Genomic DNA, 16919 nt, shown 5'->3' with positions numbered 1-16919 from the left:
CTAAAAATCTTCCTGATATAAAAGCAGAAGCGGGGAATGAACGTTAGATCCCCTATTTGTGCTGAAAGAACTAGATTGGAATCGTGAAGTATACCGCATTCATGCCAATTTGGGAAAAACTGAGATTTCCATTGACATACCTATTCATCCATCATATACTTCATACAAAACCCAGTATGTGCATCGGAAATATCGTAGAAATGACCTGATACATTCGAAGCATTCAACGATGGGTTACAGGAGGGATCAAGTATGGCAAAGCAATTCAATGTCAACGAACTGTGGAACGAGCGTATCGCTCAAAGCTTAAATGGTTTGGAATACGGATCCGTTCAAATTGTTGTTCATGACGGTCGTATTGTGCAGATTGAAAGAACGGAGCGCAAGCGTTTTGAAGCCGATTCAGACCGCAGCAGCGCGGTCATCCGGCACAGCAAGCCCATACAGGGCGTCGGCAGATAGATGCATTTCATATAAACTAAAGTGCAATTACATATCGACCGGATGACCGGAGACGAAGCCTTGTGTGCTATCGTCTTCTTTTTTTATGCTAAAGCATTCCTGTCTGCGGAGCAGCCGGCGACGTTTGCCGGCATTCGGCTGCGCCTTCTCGCTCCTGCTGCTTGCAGGCGCAGCGTCGGGAACCGTTCACTCTATTGTCTGCATTGGCTGCTGTAACCGAACGCATCGGACGGTTTAAATGTGATGCCCCCATATTTTCCCGGTGCATTGGAAGATTTCGTGGATAAGGTTGTGCCCGAGCTGCAGCGCAGAGGGTTATTCCGTACGGAATACGAGGGAACGACCTTACGGGAGCATTTCGGTTTGGCCAGGCCGTCAGGGCGAGGACAATACGCCAAAGCGGTTAACCGGTAGGAGGCTTATGAAGAGCGGCAGTCATCGTCGGCCGCAGCGGCGGCCGGGAAGCCGGATGAGGTTACATTGAAGCCGTGAGGAGGCGGGCTGATGAACAAAAGTGTAGAAGACGGCAAACAGCTCGCGGACGTTTTGGTTATCGGCGGGGGGCCGGCCGGTGCATGGGCGGCATGGAGCGCGGCTGCTCAAGGGGCGAGCGTTATCCTGGCGGATAAAGGCTATTTGGGCACAAGCGGCGCGACGGCACCGGGCGGGACGAATTTATTATACCTGCCGCCGGACCGCGAGCTTAGGGAGCAGGCTGTGCAGCAGAGGATGAAGGGGGGCGGCTTCTTATCCGAACCGGACTGGATTCATCGTGTACTGGACCTGGTATATCAAAGGCTGGAACTGGTCGAGTCCTGGGGATATCCGTTTCCCCGCGATGAGCACGGCACCCCGATGCGGGATCATCTGCAAGGTCCCGAATATATGCGGCTGATGCGCCGTGCGGTCAGCCGGGCGGGTGTTCGCATTCTCGATCAATCGCCGGCGCTGCAGCTGCTGGTCGATGAGCATGGCGTCGGTGGCGCCAGAGGCATCTCCAGGCTGGATGGCTGTACATGGGAGGTGCGGGCAAACGCCGTGGTCATCGCGACCGGCGGTTGCGCCTTTTTGAGCAAAGGGCTTGGCTGCAACGTCTTGACCGGCGACGGACTGCTGATGGCCGCCGAGCTCGGCGCCGAGCTTTCCGGCATGGAGTTCAGCAGGCAGTATGCGCCAAGCGCCGCCTTTGCCACCAATACGCGCGGACGGCTGTTAAACTGGGCTACCTTCAGCGCGGAGGACGGAACGATACTGCACACTCCGGGAACCCGGCGTCCTCATGATTTTTTGCCGAAGATGCTGAGCAAGGGTCCGGTATATGCCGTACTCGACCAGGCAGATACTGAAGAGAAACGGAACATGTTGCGAAGCTCGCACGCCATTTTCTTTCTTCCGCTCCTTCGCGCCGGCATCGATCCGTTCACGCAGCGGTTCCCGCTCACGCTTCGCTTTGAAGGTACGGTACGCGGAACAGGCGGGATCCGGATCGTCGGCGACGATTGCTCGACGACGGTGAACGGCTTGTATGCGGCAGGCGATGCGGCCACAAGGGAGCGGGTGACCGGGGGACAATCCGGCGGCGGAGCGTTCAACGCATCGTGGGCGATCTGCTCGGGCAGTTGGGCAGGGGAAGGCGCAGCGAGGCATGCGCTCACGCAAGGCAAGTCAGCGGCTGCGCGCCATCTGAAACCGGCGGGACGATCAGGGATTGAGCCCGACAGCGGTCCGATCCGTCCGGAAGCGGATATGTCCAATTTGGTGGAGGCGGTGCAGCGCGAAGTGTTTCCGCTCGAAATCAATTATTTCCGCAGCGTTCCCGTATTGCGCGAATCGCTGCAAAGGCTCCATAGGCTGTGGCGGCAGACGTATGCGCAAGCTCCGCAATCGATACAGGCGAAGGTGCGGGCGAGAGAAGCGTCGGCGATGATCGCCACCGCCCGCTGGATGTATACCGCAGCGTTGACCCGTACGGAAACCAGAGGAATGCACACGCTTGCGGAGTATCCCTTCGCTGATCCCCATCAGCAACGCCGGTTGATTGTGTCGGGGCTGGATGAAATTCAGACCCGGTTTGACCAGGTGCCCGGGTCATATGCCCAGCCGGCTGCGGACAGCGGTCTGTTCGGAGCGGCAAGGGAGGTGCAGATCCGATGATTGAATGGGTCAGTGCCGACCGCTGCGTGCAGTGCGGTATATGCGTCAAAGTCTGCCTTACCCATGTGTTTGACCTGGGCCCGGACGATACCCCCGTTATTGCCCGGCAGGAGGACTGCCAGACGTGCTATATTTGTGAAGCGTATTGCCCGGCCGATGCGCTGTACGTTGCCCCATATGCCGATGAGAAGGTGAAGGTGGAGGAGCAGGAACTGATCGCTTCCGGCATATTGGGAAGCTGGAGAAAGACGATCGGCTGGGGGCCCGGACGAACGAAGCTGGCCGCCATGGATCAAACGCCATTTATCGACCGAATACTTCCGGCAAATTTTAATGACAAACCGTAAGAGAGGAGAAAACAGAAGATGAGCATCCCGCTGCTGAGCATTTCGAAGCTGAATAAAACATTTCAGACGAATAAAGGCTCCGTCCATGCGCTTCATCAAATCGACCTGAACATTAAAGAGGGCGAATTGATCACCGTCATCGGGCCGAGCGGCTGCGGCAAGAGCACGCTGCTCAAAATTATCGCCGGCCTTGATCTTCAATACGACGGAGAGGTCGCGCTGGATGGAGAGCCGATTAGCAGGCCGGGTATTGATAAAGGCTTTATATTCCAGGAGCCCCGCTTGTTCCCTTGGCTGACGGTCGAAAAAAATATCGCCGCTGACCTGTCGTTAAAAAATCCGGAAGTGCGCCGCAAGGTAGATGAACTCATTGAACTGGTCCGGCTGATAGGCTTTGAAAAGTCGTATCCGCGGGAGCTGTCCGGAGGGATGGCCCAGCGGGTTGCTATTGCCAGAGCGCTGCTGCGCAAGCCGAAAGTATTGCTGCTCGATGAGCCCTTCGGGGCGCTCGACGCGTTCACCCGGGCTCACATGCAAGAGGTGCTGCTCGACATCTGGCAAAAGAACAGGACGACGATGATTTTTGTTACGCACGATATCGACGAAGCGGTTTTTCTTGCGAATCGGATCGTTATTTTAAAGCCGAGGCCGGGTTCGATTCGCAGCGTCGTTACGGTGGATCTGCCGTTTCCGCGTAAGAAATCGAGCATCTCGTTTCAGGAAATCCGTTACAAAGTAATGAATGAGTTTGAACAGATCGAGGAGCTTGAACTGATCGACAGCTCCGGCATTTAAAACAGGTAAAGGAGTCAGGCTATGAGTCGCACGACCGAAGTATTACCGTCAAAAACAGGCTGGTGGCGCAATAAAATACGGCTTGGACATAGCGGCAGAAGCAGGCTGCTGGTCGGCGCACTGCTCCCCGCGCTGGTGCTTGTGATTTGGCAGCTGCTCGGACAGATTGGACTCATTTCCCGGCTGCTGTTTCCAACCCCGCTGACGATTGCGGATTCATTCATTGCACTGATCGCTTCCGGCGCGCTGTGGGAGCATCTGCGCATCAGCATGATCCGGGCCGCGGCCGGCTTCGCCTTGGGCGGCAGCCTCGGGCTGCTGTTCGGTATCGCGGTAGGTCTGATGCGCAGCGTGGAAAAAACCTTGGACCCGACTGTACAGATGATTCGGATGATTCCTCATCTGGCTGTCGCTCCGTTATTCGTCCTCTGGTTCGGTCTCGGAGAAACATCCAAAATACTCATTATCGCCAAGGGCGCGTTTTTTCCGATTTACATTAATGCTTTTCTAGGTATCCGCAATGTGGACAATAAGCTGTTTGAAGTGGCGAAGGTGCTCTCATTCAGCAAATTGAAGCAAATCATCCGTCTCGTCATACCGGCAGCGATGCCGAATCTGCTGCTTGGCGTTCGTCTTTCGCTCGGTGTCGCCTGGCTTGGTCTGGTGGTGGCGGAACTGATGGGCTCTACGTCCGGCATAGGCTACTTGATGTCGGATGCACGACAATTTTCACGAACGTCGGTCGTTTTTGTGTGTATCATTATTTTTGCTCTGGTCGGTTATTTGGCGGATGCACTGGTACGTTTTTTGGAGAGGCGATTGCTGCAGTGGCGCGATAGTTTTCAAGGCAAATAACGTATTGCATTTTTTAGTCAGGAGGTTGCTGGTATGAGTCATCAGGCGGAGGCGCTTTCCAAGCCGGTCAGCGGCGTCGGCAAGACCGACAGAGGGCTGATCCACGCCAAATGGAAAGAACGATGGAACCGGATGATCGTCGGAGCGATTCTGCCCGTAACGATCGTGGTGGCTTGGCAACTGCTCGGGGATTTAGGTCTGATCTCGACGTTTTTTTTGCCGACGCCGCTTATGATTGCCGAGGCATTTAGAACATTGGCTGTTACGGGGGAATTAACCGAGCATTTGGCCATCAGTCTGGGGAGGGCGGCGACAGGCTTTGCGATTGGAGGAAGCATCGGCTTGCTGCTTGGCATCATAACCGGGCTGTCGAGGAATGCGGAGAACGTGCTGGATCCATCGATGCAAATGTTCCGAATGATTCCTCATTTGGCGATTGCTCCGCTGGTTATTTTGTGGTTTGGCTTCGGGGAGACATCGAAAATATTGATTATTGCCAAGGGGGCGCTGTTTCCGCTCTATGTAAACACCCTTCTCGGCATCCGCAGTGTGGACAATAAAATGTTTGACGTAGCGCATGTATTGGAATTTAGCCGGTTCAAACAAATTGTCCGGCTGATCCTGCCGGCATCGCTGCCGCATATTTTGCTGGGTCTTCGGCTGTCTTTGGCCATTTCCTGGCTCAGTCTCGTCGTGGCCGAGCTGATCGGATCGCAGTCGGGTGTCGGATTCCTGATCAACTTTGGCAAGCAAACGTCGAGTACAGAGCTCATTTTTGTCGGCATCATCATTTTTGCGATCGTCGGCAAGCTCGTGGATTCATTTGTGCGGTTATTGGAACGGTCGCTGCTGCAGTGGCGCGACAGCTTTCAGGGCTGACCGGCTTGAAGGCCGGACAAGACGGCAAACAACTTTCAATTCTATTTTCGGGGAGGGCAACACATTGAGCGAAGCATGGAAAAGCACGGATTTGCAATTGGAGACGGATGTGCTGGTGATCGGCGGAGGTCCCTCCGGAACGTGGGCGGCACTGACCGCAGCGGTATCCGGCTCAAAGGTGATCCTGGCGGATAAAGGGTACTGCGGCACGAGCGGGGCGACGGCACCGTCCGGAACAGGTGTATGGTATGTCAGTCCTGACGCCAAGCTGAGGGAAGAGGCCAAACAGAGCCGTTATGGCCTGGGCGGGCAACTGGCGGAATCCGATTGGATGGACCGGGTGCTGGATCAAACCTACGAAAATATGAACAAGCTTTCCGAATGGGGCTATCCGTTTCCGACCGACGATGAAGGCAACCCTTACCGCAGAGGCTTGCAGGGGCCGGAATACATGAAGCTGATGCGCAAGCTCGTCAAGAAGGCCGGCGTGCGCATTCTGGATCATAGCCCGGCGCTGGAGCTGCTGGCCGATGAGCACGGCGTCGGCGGCGCGGTCGGAGTAAGAACGCAAACCGGGGAATCGTGGAGCGTCAGGGCAGGAGCCGTCATCATAGCGACAGGAGGCTGTGCTTTCCTGAGCAAGGCGCTGGGCTGCAACGTACTGACCGGCGACGGTTACTTGATGGCTGCCGAGGCGGGGGCCGAACTGTCCGGCATGGAATTCTCCAATGCATATGCGATTGCCCCGACCTTCTCATCGGTGACCAAGACAGCGTATTACCGGTATGCCACCTTTTATTATGAGGACGGTACGGTAGTGGAGGGGGCCGGTTCGACACGCGGTCGCTCGGTGATTGCCCGCAATTTGCTGCAAAATCGTCAAGTGTACGCGCGTCTCGATCAGGCGCCGGAGGATGTTAAGCCGCTGCTGCGCGTGGGACAGACGAACTTCTTCCTGCCGTTTGACCGGAGGGGCATCGACCCGTTCACTGAACGGTTTCCCGTCACACTGCGGCTGGAAGGAACCGTACGGGGAACAGGAGGCATCGAAATCGTCGATGAATATTGCGCCACGAAAGCGCCGGGCTTGTATGCAGCGGGTGACGCGGCAACGCGCCAGCTCATTTGCGGAGGGTTTACCGGCGGAGGCAGCCACAATGCGGCATGGGCCATGTCATCAGGCACATTCGCCGGCAAGGGAGCGGCAGACTATGTACGGCGCACGGGTACGCATGCGCTTCGCCGCAATTTGAAGGGATTGTCCTCTTCGCCGTTATCGGCACACGGCCATGCGGCGAAACCATCGGAGACGGCGGGGCATATTCGCGCCGTGCAGGAGGAGGTGACTCCGTACGACCGCAATTTGTTCCGTACGGATGCGGGGCTGGGCGATTCCCTTGGACGTCTTGATCAATTGTGGAAAGAAATCAACAAGGATAGCCTTGCTTTGAACATCGATGCAGTCAAAGCCCGCGAAGCTGCGGCTATGACGGCTACTGCCCGGTGGATGTACGAGTCGGCCAGGGTCCGCACCGAAACGCGGGGGATGCATAAGCGCGAGGATTTCCCGGAGCTGGACAGCAATCAGCGCTACCGGCTCGTCAGCGGAGGACTGGATCAGGTGTGGGTAAGAACGTCGCCGGTGAATAAGGAGGCTGTATTGCATTGATTGAAATAATCAGCGAATCCCGGTGCATTGAATGCAATCAGTGCGTATCGGTGTGCCCGACCAACGTATTTGACCGCGTGGAGGGCGGCATCCCGGTCATTGCCCGACAGGACGATTGCCAAACTTGCTTTATGTGCGAACTGTACTGCCCGGCCGATGCCATCTATGTCGATCCCGAGTTTGATAAGCCGGTCAACGCGAGCGAGGAGGCATTGGAGCAGGACGGTATACTGGGAAGCTATCGCGAGAAGGTGGGCTGGGGGCCGGGCCGCAAACCGGTGTCAGCGCACGAGTATATGTATCAATTGGCGAAAAGGGCGATACCTTAACGCACATTGAAGAAGGATGGCGGAGAGGGCCATGATTCGTTTAGTGGGTCGGGCGATTACACCATCTATAAGGATAGGATATAAAAAGGGGGAGCTTCAATGATACGCGCCAGGAAAATCAAAACAGGCCGCAAAATGCGGCATTCCGGTCTATTGTTCATGATCGTCGCTTCCTTGATCTGGCTGCAAGCTTGCGGTACGGTCAGTGACGACAGCGCCTCGGGCGAGCCGGGGGCATCCGGGATTCCGGCCACATTAAATTATGGCTATATCGGCAGCAACAAGCTCAATTTGCCGGGCGGCGCCGAAGGCTGGGGCTTCTATACGGGCATTATTCAGGAAGAGTTGAAGAAGCATGGCATTACCGAAGTGACCTTTACCGGCTTTCCGAATGGGCCTGACCAGACGGAATCGTTAATTAGCGGCCGCTTGGATTTCGGCAGCTTGGGCGATACGCCCGCGATTATCGCCCGTTCGACAGATGCTCCGACAAGGCTGATCTCTCAAGGAACCGTCGGCAGCATTGGTTACTTGATTGCCAAAAAGGGCGGTCCTGCCAAGCTGGAGGATTTGAAAGGCAAGACAGTGGCTACGCAAAAAGGGTCATTCCATCACCGTTTTTTGGCCGGTTTGTTGAAAAAGCATAACATTACCGATGTCAATATCGTTCATTTGCTCCGTCCGGACGGTGAAGCGGCATTAGCCCGGGGTGAGATTGATGCGATGACCAATACCGGGGTGTATGCATTAAAACAGATCGAACAAGGCTACCCGCTGCTTGACGATGCGGTGAAAAATCCCGAGCTTCTTGGAACAAGTGCTACGGTTGTGACGGAGAAGTATCTGCAAAAGTTCCCCGAATTCCCTAAAGTCTGGAATGAAGCCCGTCAGAAGGCGTATGAGGACTTGCTGGCGAATGAAGAAAAATACTATGAATTTGTCGCTCAAGTGTACAACAGCACCGTTGAATTGGTAAAGCAGGTACATCCGATCAGCCAAATTCAAGCCGAGGCCTTTACGGAAGAAGGCTTAAAGCTGATGGAAGGGACGAAGCAATTTTTGGTCGAGGAGCAACTGGCGGCCCGGGACTTTGATTTAAACGACTGGATCATTAAATGAATAAGGGGATGGATGACGATGAGCATAAAAGCGGATTGGAAGAACAACGAGCTGTTGGAGGAAGTGAAGGCAAACCGAACGGCGGATTATCCCGTTCACCCGTTATTTTTAAACCGTTGGTCGGCCCGCTCCTATTTGAGTAAACCGGTTTCCGATGAAACCCTGTATACGGTGCTGGAAGCGGCCCGGTGGGCACCGTCGTCCAGCAATTTGCAGCCATGGAGATTTATTGTGGCTAATACGGAGGAGAAGCTGGAGCAAATTCGATCGTTTCTTTTTCCGAATAACCGGCTTTGGGCCGACCAGGCTCCTGTGCTTATTGTCATTGCTTCCACCAGGGTGAAAGAAAACGGGGATCCGCAACCGATTCATTCGTTCGATACAGGGGCGGCTTGGGCAGCTCTCTCGCTGCAAGCGTCCCTGCTCGGTTTATCGACCCGCGCTATGGGCGGCTTCGACAAGGAGGCGGCCCGCAGGGAACTGCAGGTTCCCGACACCTTCGAGCTGCATGCGGTCATTGCGCTGGGATATCCGGGAGGAAAAGAGACGCTTCACGAAAGCTTCCGCGACCGGGAGCTGCCTAATGGACGCCGGCCTTTAAGCGAGAGCATCGTGGGCGACACCTGGAGTTAATGCGCTATTAAACCGGAAAGGAACATCATTTATGAAACCATCGCCGATCGAAGCGTTGCTAACAGATAAGCTGCGGCTGCTGCCTTTGCCGGATCAAGAGCAACTGCCGCTCGTTGGTCTGTTTCAGCCCGAAAAGTCCGGTCATTTGTCCAAGCGTCCGATGAAGATTCGCACCAGCTTTTAGACGATGACACGCCGGCAGCTACTGTTAATTTCCGCCGTTGCCCTTGGCACACTTCTTAACCCATTGAATACAACGATGATTTCCGTCGCGCTCAGCCGGATTCAGGCTGATTTCGATTTAACCTTTTCCGAGCTGTCCTGGTTAATCTCTACCTAATTATATAGCAAGCGCAGTCGGTCAGCCGGTGATGGGGAAATTAAGCGATATGTACGGGCGCAAACGTATATTTATGCTTGGATTGTTCATGGTGACGGCAGCTTCTTTGCTGGCGCCTTTCTCCCCCAGTTATGGCTGGCTGCTCGGCTTTCGGATCATTCAAGCTTGGGGAAGCGCCTCTCTTCATCCGGCCGGCATGGGCTTGATCCGTAACGAAATTACCGGCAATCAGGCCAGGGCGCTCAGCGTGCTGTCCATCTTTGCAACGACATCGGCCGCAATTGGCCCCACCCTTAGCGGGTATTTGCTTTATTATGGGGACTGGAATTTGATCTTTTTCGTCAATTTCCCGGTGATCGTTGTATCGTTCCTGCTGGCTCTTCGATATATGCCGGGCGATCCTCCCAACAAAAGGGAGGCGCTGCGACTGGATGGCTGGGGAATCGCCCTTTTTTCTTCGCTGATTCTCGTCTTGCTGCTGTTTTTACTGTCTTTGCCGGAGCGCATTGGCTGGCATTGGCTGGTGTTGTGGACGATTGGATCGGTCTTTTTTTACCGGTTTGAAGCACGGCATCAGCAGCCGTTCATCGATGTCAAATTTTTGCGGAGTCATCCGGCTGTATGCCAGATATATATTCACTTTATTTTGGTCAATGCGATTTACTATGCGATCATGTTTGGCTTTCCTTCCTATTTACAGCAGGTCAGGCATTTCGACAGTCAGCAAGTCGGCACGATCATGCTCGGGCTGGCTGCCTTCGGCATTCTCGTTAATCCGCTGGCGGCGCGATGGATTGATCGAAGCGGTTCCCGCTCTCCCTTGATCTTTGGCGCTATTTTGGTCATTGCGGCCACCTTATTCATGCAGACGGTGGGTGATGAAGCCGATTCGGGGTGGATTTTTTTCGTACTGTCGCTTTTCGGCATGAGCGGCAGCTTCCATAATCTCGGCCTGCAGACGGCGCTTTATTTATATATAGACCGTGCGAATACGGGGATTGCTTCCGGGCTGTTCATGACTTCCCGGTTTATCGGTACAATCTTGTCATCGAGCATACTGGCGGCCTTCTTCGGCATCCGGATGGCTACGGATTCGTTGCATGCAATGGCCTGGGTGTGTTCGGCACTTGCCGTGATCATGCTGCTTTTGTCCGTAAAAACGGAGAAAAGGGAGAGGCACCAGGACGGGCACAGCAGGCATTCGGAGGTGAAGGGCGCGATGGAGAAGCAGTCGTGAGGCGGCTTTAAGGCTGATTTTCACACTTTACTGTTAGCGTCCTATGCGCCGGTTCTACTATTTGACGATCGGTACAACCCGATAGACCGTTTTCCCTTTTTCTTTTTTGCGTTGGACCACCGTGGGCAAACGATCGACTCTGGAGAGATCCGTTACTCCTCTGTTATTTTTCGTTAAAGTCATGGTCAGGATCACTCCCCGGGTTGTATTCGCATTGTTTTTCAATCGGGTTGAGATGAAATTGCCTAATGACGATGCGGCGACCCGCTTTCTGACACGACCGTCGATATCTTTTACTTTGTAAATCACTATAGGATGCTGCACATGGGGATGCGCCCCTAAAACCGCATTCGCACCTTGTTTAAATAAGGCATGCATCAATTGTTTTTGATTTTTATTGGGGGAAGGCCGGTACTCCTGCCCGAAATGAAGGTATACAATAAGAAAATCGGTTTTATTTTTCAATTTGCGGATATCCGTAATGATCTTCTTTAAGGCGATTCGGTTGACAAGCCACGGTTTCGGTACGGTGATGGAGTTTGTCCCTTTGGCATAGTTCAAAATTCCAATTTTTACGCCCTTCACCCGTAAAATCAGATGCCGTCTGGATTCTGCGGGGGAACGGAAAGTTCCGGTATGCTTTAAACCATGTTTGTCGAGGACGTTTAATGTTCTTTTTAAACCAGCTGCTCCCCCGTCCATACAATGATTGTTTGCGGTGGTCAACACTTGAAAGCCGATGTTTTTAAGGGTCGATGCCAGTTCGTCAGGACAGTTGAATAGGGGAAAGCCCGTTCTCGGATTCCTTCGCTCTTGTGGGGCACTGCCCTTCGGCTGTTTTCCGCCAGCTCCCGGGCGCCTATTCCCGGAAAACGTCGTTTCCAGATTCCCAATCGTAATGTCGGGCTTTGTTAAATAAGGTTTAACGTTTTTAAAGATAGGATCGAACGCATAGCCGCCAGCTTGTTTGGCCGAGGCAATGATTCTGCTTTTCATTAACAGATCTCCTACTGCGGCAATGGTGATTTGAATCAACGCACTCACTCCTTCATGAGTACACTTTATTCAAGAGAACGGGTTAGTGCTTGCAAAATGGGCGAGGTCCCAAAACAGAAAAAGGAGTGCATCTCTTAATGAGTGCCTCCATTTTCCGGAACATTATGATTTTCCCGGCCTGTTCAGATCAATGATCATCACAATGAGCAAGAGCAATTGGATAAGCTCTGAAAGACTCATACCAATCTCCTCCATCTTTAAATAGATGGCTCTTCCGTCCGGGTACTCCTCTCCCAAGGAGAATCATTACGCTCTATACAACGTATGCCATGGGAGATCATATAATGACAAAGCATGAGGGCAGGGATGCATAAACACCCCTGCTTTTTTTTATTGATTCGCATCGTGTGTCCGTATGGGTCAGGCGTTTTTCTTGGCTGTGCCGAACCGCTGCGTGCGAAGCATGAACGCAAGCGGCAGCCCAATAAACGAAAATGCGGCCGCGAACAAAAATGCATCATCAATGCTCATCGTATAGGCGGTCAGATGTATCCATCTGCTGCTTTCGTCGGCAGCCGTATGCTGCAAAACATGCGTATGGGTATTCATCCGGGCATAGAAGATGGAGGTGAACAGTCCCAGCGCCAACGCCCCGAAAATTTGTCTTAACCAATTGATCAATGCCGAAGCATGGCCGTACAGTTCCGGCGGCACGGCTTGCATTCCGGCGTTCATCGCAGGGGTCAGCGAAAGGCCGATGCCTATGTAACGGACGGCCATCCAAACCGCAACGTACGTGTAGCTGGTATCGAGCTGCAGAAAACTAAACATCCATGAGGCGAACACCACCAGGAAACCGCCTGCGAGCACCAGTCGAAGCGGTCCGACCCGATCATACCAGCGTCCGGCCGCAATGGTTGCGACACCGAGAGTCAGCGCCGGCAGCAGAAGCAGCAGACCCACATGGGAAGGACTCATCTGATGAATTTCCTGAAGATATAACGGAATAAAATAAATTCCCGAGTACAAGCCCACGATGAGCACGGCGGAAACGGTGATGCTTGCCGTGAAGATCCGGTTGCGGAACAGCCGCAGCTGCAGCAGAGGCTCCTTCGTTCTCAGTTCAAGAATAACAAACAAAAGTATCGCCGATAAGCCAATACTCAGAAACAATACGGAAGCTCCGGAGGCGAAGCCCCAGCTGTACACATTCGTGAAGAATGTCAGCAGCGCAAGACTCCCTGCCACAGCATAAGCCAACCCCCAGCCGTCCAAACGCTTGGGCACGTTCCCGCGTTGGAAAGGAATCGTCCTCCAGCCGAGCAGCAGCGTCAACAGGCATAGCGGGATGAGCACCAGAAACATCCATGGCCATTGATGCTCCATCAGCCACCCGCTGATCGTGGGCGCAAGGGCGGGACCCAGAATGGTGGATGCCGACCAAAGGCTGACGGCCATCGTCTGTTTCGGTTTCGGTGTCACCTGGAAAATAATCGTAAGCGTTACAGGTTGAATTAATCCGCAAAAGATGCCCTGCAGCATCCGGAATACGATCAGGGCATAAATATTCCAAGAAATCGAACAAAGAATGGAACTCACAAGAAGCCCGGCAATCGAGAACAAAAACAAATTTTTGTTGCTGAACTTCTCGCCAAGGTATCCGGTAATGGGAGTGATGACCCCTGCCGTCAGCGTAAATCCGGTCATTAGCCATTGGGCAGTCGCAAGGTCAGAGTTGAAAATACGAATGAAGGAGGGGATGCCGACGTTCATAGAGCAAATATTGTAAATCGAGATGAACGATCCGAGGATCACAACGACCAGTACAGGAACATAGGAAGATGATGCCGTTTGTTTCACAGGACGGGCTGCGGTATTCATATAAACCACTCCTTTGCTTTAAAAACAAAAAAGAGACATGACTGCTTGCCCTGCACATGTCTCCGGAGGTCCGGTTGATTTTGTTTTAACCCTATCGTCTGACGTTGGATTCTATCTTATCAATGATTTTTTTGGGAGTCAATCCAATTTTTCCCTACATTAGAGCGAGGAATAAAGGCCTTGAATTCATCGGCTCAGCTGCCATTTTTGCAAAAAAACCTGTTGACATGGGTAAACATCAAGGGTAATATTGCGTTAAATCAAAGTAAGTCTATAGGTATTACCGGTTAATCGACCGGACTTCCGGAGACACCATCATCTTGAGATGAATGTGTGTCTTTTTTTATCGACAAAATACGGGGCGTACTGAAATGAACAAAACAAAAAAGCGGAGGTTTGAACCATGAAAAAACATTGGGTAAAAAAATGGATCAGCGCGGCGGTATTTCTTTTACTCGCTTCTTCCATCCTGCTTACAGGCTGCGGTCAAACCAAAACTTCCGCGGCCGACGGGTCCAACGATGCTGACAAAGGCTCCAAAGGTGACGAACTGGAAGTGACCGAGCTTAGATACCAAGGTTCGGTCGGTGCGGTAACGTTTCCTGAATTAGCTGCCGACCTGGGATATTTGGCGCCTCTGAAGCTGAATCACATCGGCAATACGATCAGCGGCCCGCAGGATATCCAAGCCGTTGTGACCGGGGATACCGATTTTGGCGGAGCCTTTAACGGGGCGATCGTGAAGCTGATTGCCGCGGGAGCGCCCATTAAGCCGGTGATCGGATATTACGGTGTCGATGATGAAACATGGACCGGTTATTACGTCTTGGACGGCAGTCCGATCAAGACGGCCAAAGATTTAATCGGGAAAAAAATCGCCGTAAATACGCTCGGTGCCCATCATGAATTTGTTATTAAAGAATATTTGCACCGGGAAGGACTGACGAAGGAAGAGATTGAGAAAGTGACACTCGTCGTTATCCCGCCGGTCACTTCGGAGCAAACGCTGCGGGCAAATCAGGTAGACGTTGCCACGCTCGGCGGAATACTGCGCGACAAAGCATTGGAGCGCGGCGGCATTCATCCGCTGTTTACGGATCGGGAACTGTTCGGCAATTTTACGGCCGGAAGCTACGTGCTGACGGAAAAGTTTATCAAAGAGAATCCCAACACGGCCCGCAAATTTGTGGAAGCCACCGCGAAAGCCATCGAGTGGGCGCGCACGACACCGCGTGACGAAGTCGTTGCCCGTTTCGAAAATATCATTAATACACGGGGCCGTAAAGAAGATACAAGTGCCATTAAGTATTGGAAGAGCACAGGCGTTGCCGGGGCCGGCGGGCTCATCTCGGATCAGGAGTTCGATACATGGATCAAATGGCTTGAAAAAGAAGAGGTGTTGAAAAAAGGACAATTAAAGGTCGAGGGATTATACACGAATGAATTTAATCCATACGCAAACGAAAAGAAATAAACGGTGAGAGGAGTATGCAAATGTCAGCCAAAATCAGCATTCAGCATGTGCACAAGTCGTTTCAGATCCAGCGGAATCTCGGACACCTGAAGGCAAGCGCCCAGCCTGTCTACGCTCTGCAGGACATTAGCTTGGACGTGAGGCCGGGGGAATTTATGGTGATTGTCGGCCCGAGCGGCTGCGGCAAATCGACGCTGCTCGATCTGCTTGCCGGCTTAACGAAACCGAGCAGCGGTCAGATTTTGCTCGACGGCAAACCGATTGCGGGCCCCGACTTATCACGCGGTATCGTCTTCCAGCAATATGCGCTGTTCCCTTGGAAAACGGCTCTTGCGAATGTCGAGTTCGGATTGGAGACCAAAGGCGTAGGGCGGAAGGAGCGCAAGAAAACCGCACGCGAATTCATTCAACTGGTCGGCCTCGGCGGCTTCGAAAACCGTTATCCGCATGAGCTTTCAGGCGGGATGAAGCAGCGGATTGCGATCGCCAGAAGCTTGGCCTATGATCCTGAAGTGCTTCTGATGGACGAACCCTTCGCCGCACTGGACGCACAGACAAGAGAAACGCTCCAAAGTGAGCTGCTTCGCATTTGGGAAGCTACGGGGAAGACGATTATTTTCATCACGCACGGGATTGAAGAAGCCGTTTATCTTGGCCAGCGGGTAGCCGTGATGTCGTCGCGTCCGGGCCGCATTAAAGCGGTCATCGATATTCCTTTTAACGCCAGAACATCGGGGGAAGATCTGCGCTCCCATCCGGAATTTGTGGCGATCCGCCATCAAATTTGGGGTTTGCTGAAGGATGAGGTTCACAAATCGCAGGAACAGGAAATGGAGAAAAGCCTGCATGGGGCAGGCGCGAAACCGAATTCGAAAGGAGCTGCAGCCAATGAGTAATGCAACTGCGGCAGAACTGCAGACGGGACTGAAACAGGAGAAAGCGATCACGGAGCGCAAACGGGGGTTGTACGCGCTGCGGTGGTCATTAAAGAATCTGTATTCGTTGTTTAAAAGCTCAATGGCCATTATCGCATTTCTTGCTTTATGGGAGCTGGCGCCGCGGTTAGGCATAACCAACGAGACCTTTCTGCCCCCTTTTTCCCTAGTGGTTAGTTCATGGTGGGAACTGCTGATATCCGGAGATTTGGCCGAGCATACCGAAGCGAGCCTGACGCGCTCGTTTAGCGGATTTTTTCTGGCGATTGCCATCAGCATTCCGCTCGGCCTGGCCATCGGCTGGTGGAGGCCGGTTGCGGAATTTCTTAACCCGCTGCTGGAGCTGTTCCGCAATACGGCGGCGCTTGCGATTCTCCCTGTATTTATTTTGCTGCTTGGTCTTGGTGAAACATCGAAGATTGCAATCGTGTTCTACGCCTGCGTGTTCCCTCTGCTGCTGAATACGATCAGCGGTGTCCGCAACGTAGACCCGCTTTTAATTAAATCGGCCCGATCGATGGGGCTGTCCTCGATCAGCCTGTTCCGCAAAGTCATTATTCCCGCCTCAGTACCTACCATTTTTGTTGGCATTAGACAAGCCGGCGCCAGCTCCATTCTTGTATTGGTTGCTGCGGAGATGGTTGGAGCGAAATCCGGCCTGGGTTATTTGGTCCAATATACGCAGTTTAGTTTTCAAATCCCTCAAATGTACTCGGGTATCATTTCTATCTCTTTAATTGGTCTTGTGATCAACTATGTCCTGGTGTTTACAGAGAAAAAGTTGACTTCCTGGAAGCAATCCATAAACGAATAA

18 protein-coding genes and 1 pseudogene are annotated in these 16919 nt (G+C 53.1%); 17 read left to right on the top strand and 2 right to left on the bottom strand.

Annotated features, from left to right (window positions below):
• Nucleotides 1-252 precede the first annotated feature (252 nt).
• The 14 genes and pseudogenes from NR121_RS03885 to NR121_RS03820 all read left to right on the top strand — a co-directional run bounded on the left by NR121_RS03885 (nucleotide 253) and on the right by NR121_RS03820 (nucleotide 10819).
• On the top strand, nucleotides 253-462 hold the full coding sequence (locus NR121_RS03885) for a YezD family protein (RefSeq protein WP_054817971.1): 210 nt from the start codon (nucleotides 253-255) through the stop codon (nucleotides 460-462).
• 60 nt (nucleotides 463-522) lie between these two features.
• Complete coding sequence (locus NR121_RS03880; RefSeq protein ID WP_160327340.1) at nucleotides 523-678, top strand: hypothetical protein; 156 nt, start codon at nucleotides 523-525, stop codon at nucleotides 676-678.
• Between the two features lie 6 nt (nucleotides 679-684).
• Nucleotides 685-876: pseudogene (locus tag NR121_RS03875) on the top strand (LLM class flavin-dependent oxidoreductase); the annotation flags it as partial.
• Between the two features lie 90 nt (nucleotides 877-966).
• Nucleotides 967-2616, top strand: coding sequence for an FAD-dependent oxidoreductase (locus NR121_RS03870; protein ID WP_256830541.1), 1650 nt, complete (start codon nucleotides 967-969; stop codon nucleotides 2614-2616).
• Nucleotides 2613-2963 (top strand): 4Fe-4S dicluster domain-containing protein, encoded by a 351-nt coding sequence (locus tag NR121_RS03865; RefSeq protein WP_256830540.1) that lies wholly within the window; start codon nucleotides 2613-2615, stop codon nucleotides 2961-2963. The genes NR121_RS03870 and NR121_RS03865 overlap by 4 nt, the downstream gene beginning before the upstream one ends.
• 18 nt (nucleotides 2964-2981) lie before the next feature.
• Nucleotides 2982-3758: an ABC transporter ATP-binding protein gene (locus NR121_RS03860; protein ID WP_256830538.1), complete on the top strand. Its 777-nt coding sequence runs from the start codon at nucleotides 2982-2984 to the stop codon at nucleotides 3756-3758.
• A 21-nt stretch (nucleotides 3759-3779) separates the two neighbouring features.
• Nucleotides 3780-4613 (top strand): ABC transporter permease, encoded by an 834-nt coding sequence (locus NR121_RS03855; protein ID WP_062407327.1) that lies wholly within the window; start codon nucleotides 3780-3782, stop codon nucleotides 4611-4613.
• 33 nt (nucleotides 4614-4646) lie between these two features.
• On the top strand, nucleotides 4647-5492 hold the full coding sequence (locus NR121_RS03850; RefSeq protein WP_062407329.1) for an ABC transporter permease: 846 nt from the start codon (nucleotides 4647-4649) through the stop codon (nucleotides 5490-5492).
• A gap of 64 nt (nucleotides 5493-5556) precedes the next feature.
• Nucleotides 5557-7161 (top strand): FAD-dependent oxidoreductase, encoded by a 1605-nt coding sequence (locus NR121_RS03845; protein ID WP_054817969.1) that lies wholly within the window; start codon nucleotides 5557-5559, stop codon nucleotides 7159-7161.
• Complete coding sequence (locus tag NR121_RS03840; RefSeq protein WP_054817968.1) at nucleotides 7158-7490, top strand: 4Fe-4S dicluster domain-containing protein; 333 nt, start codon at nucleotides 7158-7160, stop codon at nucleotides 7488-7490. The genes NR121_RS03845 and NR121_RS03840 overlap by 4 nt, the downstream gene beginning before the upstream one ends.
• A 99-nt stretch (nucleotides 7491-7589) precedes the next feature.
• A complete protein-coding gene (locus tag NR121_RS03835; protein ID WP_062407332.1) occupies nucleotides 7590-8609 on the top strand; it encodes an ABC transporter substrate-binding protein in 1020 nt (339 codons plus the stop codon).
• 18 nt (nucleotides 8610-8627) lie between these two features.
• Nucleotides 8628-9242: a nitroreductase family protein gene (locus NR121_RS03830; protein WP_074727032.1), complete on the top strand. Its 615-nt coding sequence runs from the start codon at nucleotides 8628-8630 to the stop codon at nucleotides 9240-9242.
• A gap of 31 nt (nucleotides 9243-9273) precedes the next feature.
• Nucleotides 9274-9426, top strand: coding sequence for a hypothetical protein (locus NR121_RS03825; RefSeq protein WP_171005847.1), 153 nt, complete (start codon nucleotides 9274-9276; stop codon nucleotides 9424-9426).
• Nucleotides 9427-9586: 160 nt separating this feature from the next.
• Nucleotides 9587-10819, top strand: coding sequence for an MFS transporter (locus tag NR121_RS03820; RefSeq protein ID WP_256830628.1), 1233 nt, complete (start codon nucleotides 9587-9589; stop codon nucleotides 10817-10819).
• A 57-nt stretch (nucleotides 10820-10876) separates the two neighbouring features.
• On the opposite strand, the gene NR121_RS03815 is transcribed toward NR121_RS03820, so the two are convergent.
• Both NR121_RS03815 and NR121_RS03810 read right to left on the bottom strand, forming a co-directional pair.
• On the bottom strand, nucleotides 10877-11863 hold the full coding sequence (locus NR121_RS03815; RefSeq protein ID WP_375162506.1) for a CapA family protein: 987 nt from the start codon (nucleotides 11861-11863) through the stop codon (nucleotides 10877-10879).
• 372 nt (nucleotides 11864-12235) lie between these two features.
• Nucleotides 12236-13696, bottom strand: coding sequence for a DHA2 family efflux MFS transporter permease subunit (locus tag NR121_RS03810; protein ID WP_062407338.1), 1461 nt, complete (start codon nucleotides 13694-13696; stop codon nucleotides 12236-12238).
• 403 nt (nucleotides 13697-14099) lie between these two features.
• Here NR121_RS03810 and NR121_RS03805 point away from each other — a divergent pair, with 403 nt between their 5' ends.
• Genes NR121_RS03805 through NR121_RS03795 form a run of 3 tightly spaced genes read left to right on the top strand, consistent with a single transcriptional unit; the run spans nucleotide 14100 to nucleotide 16919 of the window.
• Nucleotides 14100-15170 carry an ABC transporter substrate-binding protein gene (locus NR121_RS03805; protein ID WP_062407340.1) on the top strand — a complete coding sequence of 357 codons (1071 nt, stop codon included), beginning with the start codon at nucleotides 14100-14102 and terminating at the stop codon, nucleotides 15168-15170.
• A 20-nt stretch (nucleotides 15171-15190) separates the two neighbouring features.
• Nucleotides 15191-16066, top strand: coding sequence for an ABC transporter ATP-binding protein (locus NR121_RS03800; protein WP_054817964.1), 876 nt, complete (start codon nucleotides 15191-15193; stop codon nucleotides 16064-16066).
• The gene (locus NR121_RS03795) at nucleotides 16059-16919 is read left to right on the top strand and encodes an ABC transporter permease (protein ID WP_082660658.1); all 861 of its coding nucleotides are present in this window, start codon (nucleotides 16059-16061) and stop codon (nucleotides 16917-16919) included. The genes NR121_RS03800 and NR121_RS03795 overlap by 8 nt, the downstream gene beginning before the upstream one ends.

The sequence above is a fragment of the Paenibacillus sp. Pae15 genome (assembly GCF_024519685.1).
In the GTDB taxonomy this organism is placed as follows: Bacteria; Bacillota; Bacilli; order Paenibacillales; family NBRC-103111; genus Paenibacillus_G; species Paenibacillus_G naphthalenovorans.
The sequence above is the reverse complement of the archived record's forward strand: the minus strand, read 5'-3'. Positions and strand labels throughout refer to the sequence as shown.